This window comes from Rhodosalinus sp. (genome assembly GCF_041685465.1).
Taxonomy (GTDB): Bacteria; Pseudomonadota; Alphaproteobacteria; order Rhodobacterales; family Rhodobacteraceae; genus Rhodosalinus.
This window is the reverse complement of the sequence record NZ_JAWLFS010000077.1, coordinates 1-11,853: the sequence shown is the minus strand read 5'-3', so window position 1 is coordinate 11,853 and position 11,853 is coordinate 1. Positions and strand designations below refer to the sequence as shown.

The following is an 11,853-nucleotide window of genomic DNA, read 5'->3' as shown; positions in this document are numbered from 1 at the left end:
TTCGTGGAGGAGCACGGCCCCTGCGCCCCCGCGATGGGCTGGCGCGTGGTGGACGCGCAGCACGCCTTCGATCACGCGGTGAAGATGGGCGCTGAGCCTTACGAGGGCGACGACAAGACGATGGACGTGCCCGCGATCAAGGGCATCGGCGGCTCGCTCATCTACTTCATCGAGGATTACTACGAGACCTCGCCCTACAACGTCGAGTTCGACTGGCTGCAGACCTCGAAGCCGGAGGGCGTGGGCTTCTACTACCTCGACCACCTGACCCACAACGTCTACCGCGGCAACATGGACAAGTGGTTCCAGTTCTACGGCAAGCTCTTCAATTTCAGGGAGATCCGCTTCTTCGACATCGAGGGCAAGTTCACGGGGCTCTTCAGCCGCGCGCTGACCTCGCCGGACGGCAAGATCCGCATCCCGATCAACGAGGACCGCGGCGAGACCGGGCAGATCGTGTCCTACCTGAAGAAGTACAACGGCGAGGGCATCCAGCACATCGCGGTGGGCACCGAGAACATCTACGAGTCGACCGACGCCATCGCCGAGCGCGGCATCCGCTTCATGCCGCCGCCGCCCGAGACCTACTACGAGCTGAGCAAGACCCGCGTGCAGGGCCACGAGGAGCCCGTGGACCGGATGAAGAAACACGGCATCCTGATCGACGGCGAGGGCGTCGTGGACGGCGGCGAGACGCGCATCCTGCTGCAGGTCTTCTCCAAGACGGTGATCGGCCCGATCTTCTTCGAGTTCATCCAGCGCAAGGGCGACGACGGCTTCGGCGAGGGCAACTTCAAGGCGCTCTTCGAATCGATCGAGCAGGAACAGATCGACACGGGCGAGATCTCCGCCGCGGAATGACGCCGCGTCCCGGGCCGTTCGCGTAGGGTGCGTGCTGCAGCACGCACCCTACACATCCGCGCGTCGCGTGCCGTCGGCTCTTGACTGCCCCGCCGCCAGGGACGATGCCCGCGCGAACCGACGCGATAACGGAGATCCCTGTCGATGCGCGATCAGCCGGAGGTGCAGAGCAGCCCGGAGGCCGAAGACGTCTTCGAACATGAAATCGCGGTCCGCTGGGGCGACTGCGACCCGGCCGAGATCGCTTACACGGGCAACATCCCCGGCTGGGCGCTCGCCGCCATCGACGCGTGGTGGGAAGCGCGCGTCGACGGGCTGGGCTGGTACCAGATGAACGCCGACCGCAACCTCGGCACCCCTTTCGTCAGCATGCAGCTCGATTTCCGCGCGCCGATCACGCCGCGTCATCGCCTGATCTGCCGCACCTGGCCGAGCCGGCTGGGCGAGACCTCCATCGCCTTTCGCGTGGACGGCTATCAGGACGGACGCCTGTGCTTCGAGGGGCGCTTCGTCAGCGTCTTCGTCCGTGCCGACGCCTTCCACAAGGCGCCGCCGCCCGAGGACATCCGGACGCGGATCGAAGGGTGCCTGCGCCCGGACGACGCCCGATAGGCGGGGCGCCGCCGGTGCCGCAGATGCCGCGGCCGCCGCTGGCAGTGCCCGCGCGACCTGCGCAGCCGGACGGCGATGCCGCGGCACCGCGCGCCGCGGTGTCGCCGTCCGCCGGATCAGGGCTCGATCGGCGTCAGGACCTCCGGCTCGACGACGTTCACGCCGGGCAGGCCCTCGACGAGCGGCGTCGCCGACTGCGCAAGGAACGGGAACGTCCGGTAGTGGCAGGGAATGACCGTCTTGAAGTCGAAGAAGGTCTTCGCGGCGTAGGCCGCGCGCGCCATGTCCATGGTGAAATGCCCGCCCGCGCAGAGGATCCCGATCTCGGGCGCGTGCAGGTCGTTGAAGACCTTCATGTCCGCCATCACGTCGGTATCGCCAGAGAAATAGATCGTGCGCCCGCCATGCGCGATCATGAAGCCGGCCTCGGTGCCGGTGTAGACCGGGCGGCCGTCGTCGTCCGACAGCGAGGAGGAATGCGTGGCGTTGACCATCGTCACCGCCACGTCGCCCAGCATGACCGTGCCGCCCTTGTTGAAGCCCAGGGTCTCGACCCCGTCGCGTTTCTCCAGCCAGCCGGCGAGGTCGAAGATGGTGACGACCGGGATGCCCAGTTCCTTCGCGATCTGCGGCGCGTCGTTGACGTGATCGAAATGGCCGTGGCTGACGAGCACGGCGGTCGCGCCGGCGATCGCCTCGGCGCGGCGGTCCTCGGGGAACATCGGGTTGCCGGTGACCCAGGGGTCCACCAGCAGGACCTGGTCGCCGATCTCGATGCGGAAGCCGGCGTGGCCGAGCCAGGTGAGTTTCATGAGCGTCCTCCTCGCTTGGGTTGCATGCGCGAGCCTAGCATCGTGCGCGCCGCGGGCCAGCCCGCGCGCCACGGGCCAGCCGGGGAAAGCGGCGCGGCCTGACGGCCGCAGGGTTTCCAGTGCGGCGGGGACGCTGCCCCCGCACCCCCGGAGTATTTGGACCAGGATGATGGGCGCTGGATCGGGGCGCAGGGGCGCCTAGATGTCGTCCCGACGGGGGAGGGTGCATGGACTGGACGCGGCGGATCGACAGCTATTGCGAGCGGCTCGACGCGGGCTACTGGGCCGAGCCGGTCAACGCCGTGACCAACGCGGCCTTCCTGATCGCGGCTTTCGTGATGTGGCGGCGGGTGCGGGGCGAGGGCCTGCCGCTCGCCATGGCGCTCGTCTGGGTGCTCGCGGCGATCGGGGTGGGGAGCTACCTCTTTCACACCCATGCGCAGGTCTGGTCGGCGCTGCTCGACGTTCTGCCGATCCTGCTCTTCATCCTGATCTACATCTACGCCGCGAACCGGCATTACTGGGGGCTCTCGCGGCTCTGGTCGGGCCTCGGCGTCGCGGCCTTCTTTCCCTATGCGGCGGCGACCGTGCCGCTCTTCCAGATGATCCCAGGGCTCGGGAGTTCGGCGGGCTACGCGCCGGTGCCGCTCCTGATCCTGATCTACGCGGCGGCGCTCCGGCGGCGGCTGCCGCGGGTCGCGCGGGGGCTCGCGATCGGGGCGGGGCTGCTGATCGCCTCGCTGACGTTCCGCACGCTCGACGCGCCGCTCTGCGGCGCGGTGCCTCTCGGCACGCATTTCATGTGGCATGTGCTCAACGGCGCGATGCTCGGCTGGATGATCGAGGTCTACCGCCGGCACATGGTTGCGGGCGACGGACGGGGGCGCTAGATCGACAGCGCCCCAAGGCAAGGAGGCTTGAGCCCATGTCGATCGACACCCGCACCGCGGCGCATGTCGCGCATCTCGCGCGGATCCGCGTCGAGGAGGAGGAGCTCCCGGCGCTCGCCGAGGAGTTCAACCGCATCCTCGGCTTCGTCGAGCAGCTGACAGAGGTGGACGTGGACGGCGTGGAGCCGATGGTGAGCGTCACGCCGATGCGGCTGAAGCGCCGCGACGACCGGGTGACCGACGGCGGCATGCCCGACAAGGTGCTCGCCAACGCGCCGGACGCGCGCGAGGGCTTCTTCGCGGTGCCGAAGGTGGTGGAATGAGCGAGCTCCCCTCCCTGACGATCGCGGCGGCGCGCGACGCGCTCGACGCGGGCGAGACCACGAGCGTCGCGCTGACCGAGGCCTGCCTCGCGGCGGTGGAGGGCGCGGGCGCGCTCGGCGCCTTCGCGCATGCCACGCCGGAGCTTGCGCTGGAGCGGGCGCGCGCGGCCGATGCGACGCGCGCCGCCGGGGACGCGGGTGCGCTGTGCGGCATCCCCGTCGGGATCAAGGATCTCTTCTGCACGGAAGGCGTCGCGAGCCAGGCGGCGTCGCGCATCCTGGAAGGCTTCCGCCCCGCCTACGAGAGCACGGTGAGCGCGCAGCTCCGCGACGCGGGGGCGGTGATGCTCGGCAAGCTCAACATGGACGAGTTCGCGATGGGCTCGTCGAACGAGACGAGCGTTTACGGCCCGGCCGTCAACCCGTGGAAGGTGGACGACCGGAGCCTCACGCCCGGCGGCTCCTCGGGGGGCTCGGCGGCGGCGGTGGCGGCCGATCTCTGCCTCGCGGCGACGGGCACGGACACCGGCGGCTCGATCCGCCAGCCGGCGGCCTTCACCGGGATCGTCGGGCTGAAGCCCACCTACGGGCGCTGCTCGCGCTGGGGGATCGTGGCCTTCGCCTCGTCGCTCGATCAGGCGGGGCCGATGACCAAGACGGTGCGCGACGCGGCGATCATGCTGGGTGCGATGGCCGGGCACGACCCGAAGGATTCGACCTCCGCCGACCTGCCGGTGCCGGATTTCGAGGAGATGCTCACGGGCGACATCCGCGGCAAGCGCATCGGCATCCCGCGCGAGTACCGGCTGGAGGGCACGCCGGAGGAGATCCTCGCGCTCTGGGACAGGGGCGCGGAGATGCTGCGCGACGCGGGCGCGGAGATCTTGGATATCTCGCTGCCGCACACGAAGTATGCCCTTCCGGCCTACTACGTGATCGCGCCGGCGGAGGCGTCCTCGAACCTCGCGCGCTACGACGGGGTGCGCTACGGCTACCGCGCGCCGCTCGCGCAGGGTGACGGCATCGTGGAGATGTACGAGAAGACCCGCGCCGCGGGCTTCGGGGCAGAGGTCAAGCGGCGCGTGATGGTGGGGACCTACGTCCTCTCGGCGGGCTTCTACGATGCCTACTACAACCGCGCGCGCAAGGTGCGCACGCTCATCAGGCGCGACTTCGAGCAGGTCTTCGATCAGGGCGTCGACGCGATCCTGACGCCGGCGACGCCCTCGGCGGCCTTCGGCCTCGGCGAGAAGGGGCAGGCGGACCCCGTCGAGATGTATCTCAACGATGTCTTCACAGTGCCGGTGAACCTCGCCGGGCTGCCGGGCGTTTCCGTCCCTGCGGGGCTCGACCGGCAGGGTCTGCCCCTCGGGCTGCAGCTTGTCGGCCGCCCGTGGGAGGAGGGAGCGCTTCTCGACGTGGCCGAGGTGCTGGAACGTGCTGCGGGCTTCGTGGCGAAGCCCGCGAAATGGTGGTAGGCGGCGGCGAAGGCCGTCCTTGAAAGGGTCGAAGGGTATGACACTGCGCGCACTCGGGATCGCGGCGGCCTGCCTCGGGCTTGTGGCCTGTTCGCCGCCGGTGCCCGAGAGCGGGCCGGGCTTCAGCGACTACACCGAGTTCCAGGCCGGGCAGGCCGCCCGCGATGCGGACCTTGCCGGCTCGGCGGCGCCGGCACCGGCGGCGGGCTCCGAAGGGCCGCTTCCGACGATCGCCGGGAGCATGCAGGGCGAAACCGATGCACTCGCGCGGGCGCGGGCGGCGCTCGAGGACCCGGAGAGCGAGAGGCCGACCGGGTCTGCCGAGCCGCCGGGCGCCGGCGGCGCGTCGTCCCGTGCGGATGCGGCCAGCCCGGCGTCGCCCGAGACCGATGCCTCCGGGCTCTCGAACGAGCAGGATTTCGGCGCCGTCTCCGAGGAGCGTGGCATCGAGAGCGATGCCGCGCGGCTCGCGCAGGCGCGCGCGCAGTACCAGCTGGTGACGCCGACGCCGCTTCCGGAACGCGGTGAGCGCAGCGGGATGACCACGGTGGAGTTCGCGCTCGCCACCGACCATCCCCCGGGGCGGCAGGTCTACCGCCGCTCGCCCTTCAGCAGCGCGGCGCGCGCGGAACGCAACTGCGCCGGCTACCCCACGCCCGACCGCGCGCAGGCCGCCTTCCTCGCCGAGGGCGGGCCGGAGCGCGATCGGCTCGGCCTCGACCCCGACGGGGACGGGTACGTCTGCGGCTGGAGCCCGGAGCCCTTCCGCCAGGCGGTGAGACCCTGAGCGCGGGCACGCCCGAGCGTCCGCTCCGGTGCGCCTCGCCCAACCACGGGCCGCGCCGCGGCGGCGACCGGCCGCGGCTGATCGTTCTGCATTACACGGCCATGGAGAGCGCGGCGGCCGCGCTGGACCGGCTCTGCGATCCTGCGGCCGAGGTCTCCGCGCATTACCTGATCGACACCGACGGGGCGGTCTGGCACCTTGTGGAGGAGGTGCGCCGCGCGTGGCATGCCGGCGCCGGCGCCTGGGGCGGAATTGCGGACGTGAACTCCGCCTCGGTCGGGATCGAGTTGCAGAACCGGGGCGATCATCCCTTTCCGGCGTCGCAGATGCATGCCTTGGAGCGGCTCCTGCGGGGCATCATGGCGCGCTGGGAGATCGGGCCCGCGGGCGTGATCGGGCACTCGGACACGGCCGTCGGGCGCAAGCGGGATCCGGGGCCGCGCTTCGATTGGCGGGGACTGGCGCGGGCGGGTCTCGCGGTGTGGCCGGAGCCGGCGCCGCCGGGGGAGTTCATGCAGGACGCCGCGCGGGCGGGCTGGCGCGCGCCCGACGAGGCGGCGGATCCGGTGGCGGCGGTGCTGGCCGCGGCCCGGCTGCGCCTGCGGCCCTGGGGCGCGGGACCGGTCGCGGCCGCGGATCGCGCCCTCGTCGCGGGCCTCGCCGCGCGCTGGCCTGCGCCCGGGCGGTGACGCCGGCGAAGCGCCTTGGCAAGGCGCTTCCAAGATCCTTGCAAGGATCTTGGGCCCGGCATTGACCGGGGGCGCCCCGGCGTCCATATCCGGCATGCGCGGAGGGCCGGATGGTCGCGGCGTCGCTGACGCCGAGGAAAGTCCGGACTCCAGGGAGCGACGGTGCCGGGTAACGCCCGGGCGGAGAAATCCGACGGAAAGCGCCGCAGAAAACAGACCGCCCGCGCCGCGCGCGGGTCAGGGTGAAACGGTGGGGTAAGAGCCCACCGGGCTCCCGGCGACGGGAGCCGCACGGCAAGCCCCACCGGGAGCAATGCCGAATAGGGACCTCGTGCGGAGCACCCCTCCGCAGGGCCGCTCCCGCCCGAGAGGTCCGGGTTGGCAGCGTGAGCGCCGGAGCGATCCGGCGCCCAGACGAATGGCCATCCAGGGGGCGTGCGCGCCCCCGGACAGGATCCGGCTTACAGGCCCTCCGCGCAGTCGCCATCCCGCCCGTCGTCATGCAGCCCGTCGCCGGTCGCGTGCAGCCGCGTCGTGTCTGGTCGGGCGCGCGCCGTTGCCCGGCCGCTCCGAAGCCTGTCCCGGAAAGGCTCGGTCTGGACCGCCTTGCAAGGTCGGGCGGCAGCGGTCCCGGGTATGATCCGCGCCGTGAGGGCGGCGTGCCGGGCCTCAGCGTCCCGCAGAACCGGGGCGCGGCCGTGCGGATGGCGATGACGTCGACGGGGAGGCACATCACGTCGGACTGTCGCGGGATCCTCGCCGGGGCCGCGCAGACGCCGTTTCCGAAGGCGACCGCGCCCAACACCCGGAAATCACCGGAACCGGACCGGTTCGCCGGAGACATCTGAGCTTGGAGACATGCCCTTTTCTGCGGGACGCGGCCTGATCAGGGGTCGTGTCACGCAAATTAGGGCATCGCTCGAAGGATGGCATGTCGTTGATTCGGGCAGCGCGCTTCTGAAATTATCACGTCGGCCGGCCGCGTGGGGCCGGGTGTCGCTCGCGTCGAGGTGTCGCGGGACGACCTGTCCGGCGTCCGCTGTTCGCGTGCCTGACGATTGAGCCTGCGCCGTGCCGGCACGCGGCGCGCGGTCCGCTCCGAGAGACGCGCCGCTGTGCGGGCGCTGGCTTGCGTGCCGGTCATTGCCTGTTCTCAGCCTATGGAGCTGCCGCTGTCGACTCCCTGCCGCCTCGATGGCGTTGCCCTGATGGGCGGCGGAATTCTCCTCGGCGCAGCTATGGCCTTGATCGGCGAAAGCCCAATCCGGCCTGATGCGCGGGCGCCTTCCCTTCCGTTCCATAGCGCGGTCTCCCGGACCTTCGTGGATCTTTGGCACGCGGGCGATCCCGCGAGTTGCTTGGGAGAGCGACGAAATGGCGCGGCGTGATCTCAAGTTTCAAGGGTGGCGGTTGATCCCGGATCGGTCATCCAATTCACCACCGGGAGGCTGTGTTTGCCTGAAAACGATTTAGACTCAATGTTTTGAGGAACACCCCGTCGGCAGCCACGGACGCACGCATGGGTGAAACGGCACGATCGGCCGTGGCCCGTTTCAACCGGTCTTTGACCATCGAGACGCGGTCTGAACGGCTGAGTGGTGATCCCCGCGCGTTCTCTTGCGGGAGGTGCTCGGCGCCACCGACATCGTTCCGTGGATGACCGCGCAGATGACGGACGAGCGCCGCCAGACCGAGGTCATCCATGACCTTCCGTCCGTTGAACGGCGAGACTTCGGGGCGCCCGTGGCCCCCAGTTTTTCGTGGCCCTCAGCCCTCGCCGGTGCGCTGGCGGTGAAGCTCGGCGCGGATCTGCGCCCAGGCGAGCAGCGCGAAGAGCACCGTGCCGCCGAGGATGTTGCCCGCGAGCGTGGGCAGCACGCTCCCCGTGAGGGCCGCCCACGGCCCCATGTGACCGGCGAGAACCACCGCCGTCGCCTCCACCGTGCCGGCCACTACGTGGGTGAACCCGGCGAGCGCGATGACGTAGGTGAAGATCACGATCAGCGCGAGATGCCCGTGCTCGGTCGTGGACATCGTCCACACCAGCGCCGCGATCAGCCAGCCCGCGCCGACGCCGCGGAAGAGGGTCTCGGTCGCGCCGAAGCTCATGGCGTGGCGCGCGATCTGCTCGGCGGCCTGCCAGAGGGCCGGGTCGTAGGCCCGCGAGGCCCAGAGCGCGGTGCCGAAGGCCGCCGCGCCCACCAGATTGGCCGTGAGAACCAGCGCCCAGAGCCGCAGAAGCCGGATCGCCGCGCGTGGCAGGCGCGCCTCCAGCACCGGCATCACGGCGGTGATCGTGTTCTCGGTGAAGAGCTGAAGCCGCCCCTCGATGACGATCACGAAGCCCACCGTGTAGCCGAGGTTCTCCACCAGCGGGCGCCAGTCCGCCTGCGGCAGATGCGCGCGCAGAAGCGCCTCCGTCAGCAGCGAGAAACCGAGCGCGACCCCCGCCACGAGCCCCGCGGCGAGCAGCGCGCTTGCCGGGCGCATCATCTCGCGACGGCCCGCGCGACGGATCACCTCGAAGACCGCGGGCGGGGAAATCGGCGTCTTGCTCTCGATTTCCTCCTGCTCGCGGGGCCCGAGCGGGGCATGTGGCGGCCCTGCGGCCTCGGCGCGGTCTTGGGTCTCGGACATGGGCGCGCGGCTCCTTGGGAACGCAGGGGCAACGGCGCGCCCGGCACGCGCGTTCCGCATCCGGGGAAACGCAGACGCCGGGCGGCGCGTTGAGAGACCGGGGCGCGCCGGCGGCGCGCCCGTCGCCTGTCAGAGGAGTGTCACGTGACCGCCGACAGTTCCCGCCCCGAGGCCCCCGAGGCCCGCACGCATCCGCCCGAGACGCGGCGCCGCCTGATCGATCCGCACCGCCGGCGCCGCGCGGAGGAGCCGGCCGCCGCGCCCATCGAGACCGACGGCGAGGCGGGGGACGCCCGCCCGCGCGGCGGGGGCGACACGCCACCGCCCGATCCGGCGCAATCCGCGGACCACGATCCGGCCGACGTACGCGCCGGGCCGGGCGATGCCGGGGCGCAGGGCAAGCCGCGCGTCCTGCCCGAGCGGCGCGCGGCGCGCGACCGCGACGGCTGGCGCCGGGTCGTGCTGATCACGCTGATCGGGGCGGCACTTCTCCTGGGGCTGCGGCTGCTCTTCTGAGGGCCGCGCTCAGTGCGCGAGCGCCGCCATCAGCCGCCGCTCGTCCGGCTGGTCCGAGAGCATCAGCGCGAGCGGGCGCAGCGCCGGCCACTGCGCGCAGATCACCATGATGGCGAGCGTCATCGGCACGGCCAGCAGCGCCCCCGCCACGCCCCAGATCCAGCCCCAGACGAGGATCGCCGTCAGCACGACGAGCGGCGAGAGCGCCACTTGCCGGCCCTGGAGCCGCGGATCGACGAAGTTGCCCACCACCTGCTCGATCACGAAGAGCCCCGCGCCGATCGCGACGGCCGTCTGCGGGTCGTGCGTGACGAAGACGTAAAGCGTCGGCAGCACCCCCGAGATCACCGAGCCGAGGTTGGGCACGAAGCTCAGGAGCAGCGTCAGCAGCGCCCAGACGGTCAGGAGCTTCACGTCGAAGAGCCAGAGCCAGAGCACATAGAGAGCGGCCGAAAGCGCGCCCATCGCCAGCCGCATCAGCAGGAACCGCCGGAGCTTGCCCGAAAGCGTCTCGATCGCCGACAGCCAGCCGTGCCGCGCGCCGTCCGGGGCGGCGGCCTCGGGCCAGAGCGCGGCGAGCTTGCGCCGCCAGAGCGCCCCCTCGCCGAGCGAGAGAAGCACGATGAAGACGACGATGATCGTCGCCGCGACGAAGCTGCCGACGGCGCCCGCGATGCGCTGTGCGAGCGCGGTCGCCGCCTCGACGACCCAGCCGCCGGCGACCGAGCCCACCTGCTCCAGAAGGTCGCGCAGCGCGCCCGGCGCGGCCACCTCGGGGGCGAGATCCTCGGGGCGTGGCGTGCCGTCGCCCGCGAGCGAGCGTTCGAGCGCGTCGAGGCTCGACACTCCCGCGGGCAGGATGTCGGACAGCCCGCGCGAGACCGCGGGCATCTCCGCCACCACCTGCTGCGCCGCGTAGACGAGCCCGGCGAAGAACATCGCGAGTGCGAGCAACAGGAGGCCCACGACCACCACCCGCCCGATCCAGGCGAGCCAGCGCGGCAGCCGCGCCGCGACCGCCCGGTCGAGCGGCGCGAGCGTGACGGCGATGAAAAGCGCGCTGACGAGGGGCACCACGACGACGGCCGTCGCGCGCAGCGCCCAGCCCGCGAGCAGGATCAGGATACCGGCGAGGAGCGCGGTGCGCACCCGTGCCGTGTCGCCGGACATTGCGGCGCGCGGTGATGCGCGGCGATCCTGCGGCGTGTCGTCCATCGGGGTCTCCGGCGATCCGGGGCGGTCCGGGGCAGGGAACCCGCCATGCCCCGCGGCGGTTCCCCGTCACGATGCGCGACGCGGCGCCGGGGCTCTGTCAGGCTGGCGGGCAGGGCGGCAGGAGGTCGGCGATGTCCAGGACGGAGAATGGCCCGCCGCGGCGGCGGCGCCTCGACGCCTACGCGGCGCGGCGGCAGGACGCGAGCGCCGAGCCGGCCGCGCTGCCGGGTAGGCGCAGCGACGGCGCGCGCCGCTTCGTCGTGCAGAAGCACGACGCCTCCAGCCTGCACTACGATGTCCGCGTCGAGTGGCAGGGCGTCCTCCTGAGCTGGGCCGTGACGAAGGGGCCGAGCCGCGACCCGTCCGAACGCCGCCTCGCCGTGCGGACCGAGGATCATCCGCTCGCCTATGCCGAGTTCGAGGGCACGATCCCCGAGGGCGACTACGGCGCGGGCACGGTCATGCTCTGGGACGAGGGCCCATGGGAGCCGCGCTGCGACGTGGCCGAGGGCCTCGAGGCGGGCGAGATCAAGATGACCCTCGACGGCCGCCGGATGCGCGGCGACTGGGTGCTCATCCGGATGCGGGACGACGACGGGCAGGAGGACTGGCTCCTGATCAAGGAGAAGGACAATTTCACCGGCGGCGCCGACACGCTGACCGAGGAGAACACGACCTCCGTGCGCAGCGGGCGCAGCATGGAGGAGATCGCCGACGGGGCACCGCCGCACGGCGGCCCCGAGCGGCGCAGGGGCGCGGCGCCGGCGTTCCGCGCGCCGCAGCTCGCCACGCTCGTCGATGCCGCGCCCGAGGGAGACGACTGGTGGCACGAGACGAAGTTCGACGGCTACCGCGCGCTCGTTGCGCTGGGGACGGGCGGCGCGACGCTCTACAGCCGGTCCGGGCAGGACTGGACCGAGCGGTTCGCCGCGCTCGACGGGGCCTTCGACGCGCTCGCCTGCGACACGGCGCTGATCGACGGCGAGGTGACGGCAGCCGCGGCGGGCGCGCGCTCGGCCTTCTCGGCGCTCCA

At 71.8% G+C, this 11,853-nt stretch carries 12 protein-coding genes and 1 other RNA gene; 10 read left to right on the top strand and 3 right to left on the bottom strand.

Annotated elements, in window-relative coordinates; all coding sequences use genetic code 11:
- Both hppD and ACESL7_RS07105 read left to right on the top strand, forming a co-directional pair.
- On the top strand, positions 1–861 hold an 861-nt coding region (gene hppD / locus ACESL7_RS07110), incomplete at its 5' end, for a 4-hydroxyphenylpyruvate dioxygenase (protein WP_372892620.1).
- A gap of 144 nt (positions 862–1,005) precedes the next feature.
- Entirely contained in the window at positions 1,006–1,473 is a 468-nt protein-coding gene (locus ACESL7_RS07105) for an acyl-CoA thioesterase (RefSeq protein ID WP_372892619.1), read from the top strand.
- Between the two features lie 116 nt (positions 1,474–1,589).
- Here ACESL7_RS07105 and ACESL7_RS07100 read toward each other — a convergent pair whose 3' ends face one another.
- Positions 1,590–2,285 carry a metal-dependent hydrolase gene (locus ACESL7_RS07100; RefSeq protein ID WP_372892618.1) on the bottom strand — a complete coding sequence of 232 codons (696 nt, stop codon included), beginning with the start codon at positions 2,283–2,285 and terminating at the stop codon, positions 1,590–1,592.
- A gap of 227 nt (positions 2,286–2,512) precedes the next feature.
- Between ACESL7_RS07100 and ACESL7_RS07095 the strand changes: the two genes are divergently transcribed.
- The 6 genes from ACESL7_RS07095 (at position 2,513) to rnpB (ending at position 6,932) form a co-directional block, all read left to right on the top strand.
- The gene (locus ACESL7_RS07095) at positions 2,513–3,175 is read left to right on the top strand and encodes a ceramidase domain-containing protein (protein ID WP_372892617.1); all 663 of its coding nucleotides are present in this window, start codon (positions 2,513–2,515) and stop codon (positions 3,173–3,175) included.
- Between the two features lie 35 nt (positions 3,176–3,210).
- Positions 3,211–3,498: an Asp-tRNA(Asn)/Glu-tRNA(Gln) amidotransferase subunit GatC gene (gene gatC, locus ACESL7_RS07090; protein ID WP_372892616.1), complete on the top strand. Its 288-nt coding sequence runs from the start codon at positions 3,211–3,213 to the stop codon at positions 3,496–3,498.
- Positions 3,495–4,976 carry an Asp-tRNA(Asn)/Glu-tRNA(Gln) amidotransferase subunit GatA gene (gatA, locus tag ACESL7_RS07085; protein ID WP_372892615.1) on the top strand — a complete coding sequence of 494 codons (1,482 nt, stop codon included), beginning with the start codon at positions 3,495–3,497 and terminating at the stop codon, positions 4,974–4,976. Before gatC ends, gatA begins: the two co-directional genes overlap by 4 nt.
- A gap of 37 nt (positions 4,977–5,013) precedes the next feature.
- Positions 5,014–5,763, top strand: coding sequence for a hypothetical protein (locus ACESL7_RS07080; protein WP_372892614.1), 750 nt, complete (start codon positions 5,014–5,016; stop codon positions 5,761–5,763).
- Between the two features lie 101 nt (positions 5,764–5,864).
- Positions 5,865–6,452 (top strand): N-acetylmuramoyl-L-alanine amidase, encoded by a 588-nt coding sequence (locus tag ACESL7_RS07075; protein WP_487247752.1) that lies wholly within the window; start codon positions 5,865–5,867, stop codon positions 6,450–6,452.
- Positions 6,453–6,550: 98 nt separating this feature from the next.
- An RNA gene (rnpB, locus tag ACESL7_RS07070) (RNase P RNA component class A) lies at positions 6,551–6,932 on the top strand.
- Positions 6,933–8,219: 1,287 nt separating this feature from the next.
- Here the strand turns inward: rnpB and ACESL7_RS07065 are convergent.
- Positions 8,220–9,089, bottom strand: a complete 870-nt coding sequence (locus ACESL7_RS07065) for a formate/nitrite transporter family protein (protein ID WP_372892613.1) — start codon at positions 9,087–9,089, stop codon at positions 8,220–8,222.
- Positions 9,090–9,233: 144 nt separating this feature from the next.
- Between ACESL7_RS07065 and ACESL7_RS07060 the strand changes: the two genes are divergently transcribed.
- Positions 9,234–9,605, top strand: coding sequence for a hypothetical protein (locus ACESL7_RS07060; protein ID WP_372892612.1), 372 nt, complete (start codon positions 9,234–9,236; stop codon positions 9,603–9,605).
- 9 nt (positions 9,606–9,614) lie between these two features.
- Here the strand turns inward: ACESL7_RS07060 and ACESL7_RS07055 are convergent, their stop codons facing one another.
- The gene (locus ACESL7_RS07055) at positions 9,615–10,820 is read right to left on the bottom strand and encodes an AI-2E family transporter (RefSeq protein WP_372892611.1); all 1,206 of its coding nucleotides are present in this window, start codon (positions 10,818–10,820) and stop codon (positions 9,615–9,617) included.
- 131 nt (positions 10,821–10,951) lie between these two features.
- On the opposite strand from ACESL7_RS07055, the gene ACESL7_RS07050 reads away from it, so the two are divergent.
- Positions 10,952–11,853 (top strand): DNA polymerase ligase N-terminal domain-containing protein (locus ACESL7_RS07050; protein ID WP_372892610.1); only part of this gene is annotated, 902 nt, incomplete at its 3' end.

Excerpts from the sequence above, each read along its gene's own strand:
- ACESL7_RS07105 (WP_372892619.1), top strand. The coding sequence starts at position 1,006 with ATGCGCGATCAGCCGGAGGTGCAGAGCAGCCCGGAGGCCGAAGACGTC.
- gatC (WP_372892616.1), top strand. The coding sequence starts at position 3,211 with ATGTCGATCGACACCCGCACCGCGGCGCATGTCGCGCATCTCGCGCGG.
- ACESL7_RS07080 (WP_372892614.1), top strand. The coding sequence starts at position 5,014 with ATGACACTGCGCGCACTCGGGATCGCGGCGGCCTGCCTCGGGCTTGTG.
- ACESL7_RS07095 (WP_372892617.1), top strand. The coding sequence starts at position 2,513 with ATGGACTGGACGCGGCGGATCGACAGCTATTGCGAGCGGCTCGACGCG.
- gatA (WP_372892615.1), top strand. The coding sequence starts at position 3,495 with ATGAGCGAGCTCCCCTCCCTGACGATCGCGGCGGCGCGCGACGCGCTC.
- ACESL7_RS07065 (WP_372892613.1), bottom strand. The coding sequence starts at position 9,089 with ATGTCCGAGACCCAAGACCGCGCCGAGGCCGCAGGGCCGCCACATGCC.
- ACESL7_RS07100 (WP_372892618.1), bottom strand. The coding sequence starts at position 2,285 with ATGAAACTCACCTGGCTCGGCCACGCCGGCTTCCGCATCGAGATCGGC.
- ACESL7_RS07055 (WP_372892611.1), bottom strand. The coding sequence starts at position 10,820 with ATGGACGACACGCCGCAGGATCGCCGCGCATCACCGCGCGCCGCAATG.
- ACESL7_RS07075 (WP_487247752.1), top strand. The coding sequence starts at position 5,865 with ATGGAGAGCGCGGCGGCCGCGCTGGACCGGCTCTGCGATCCTGCGGCC.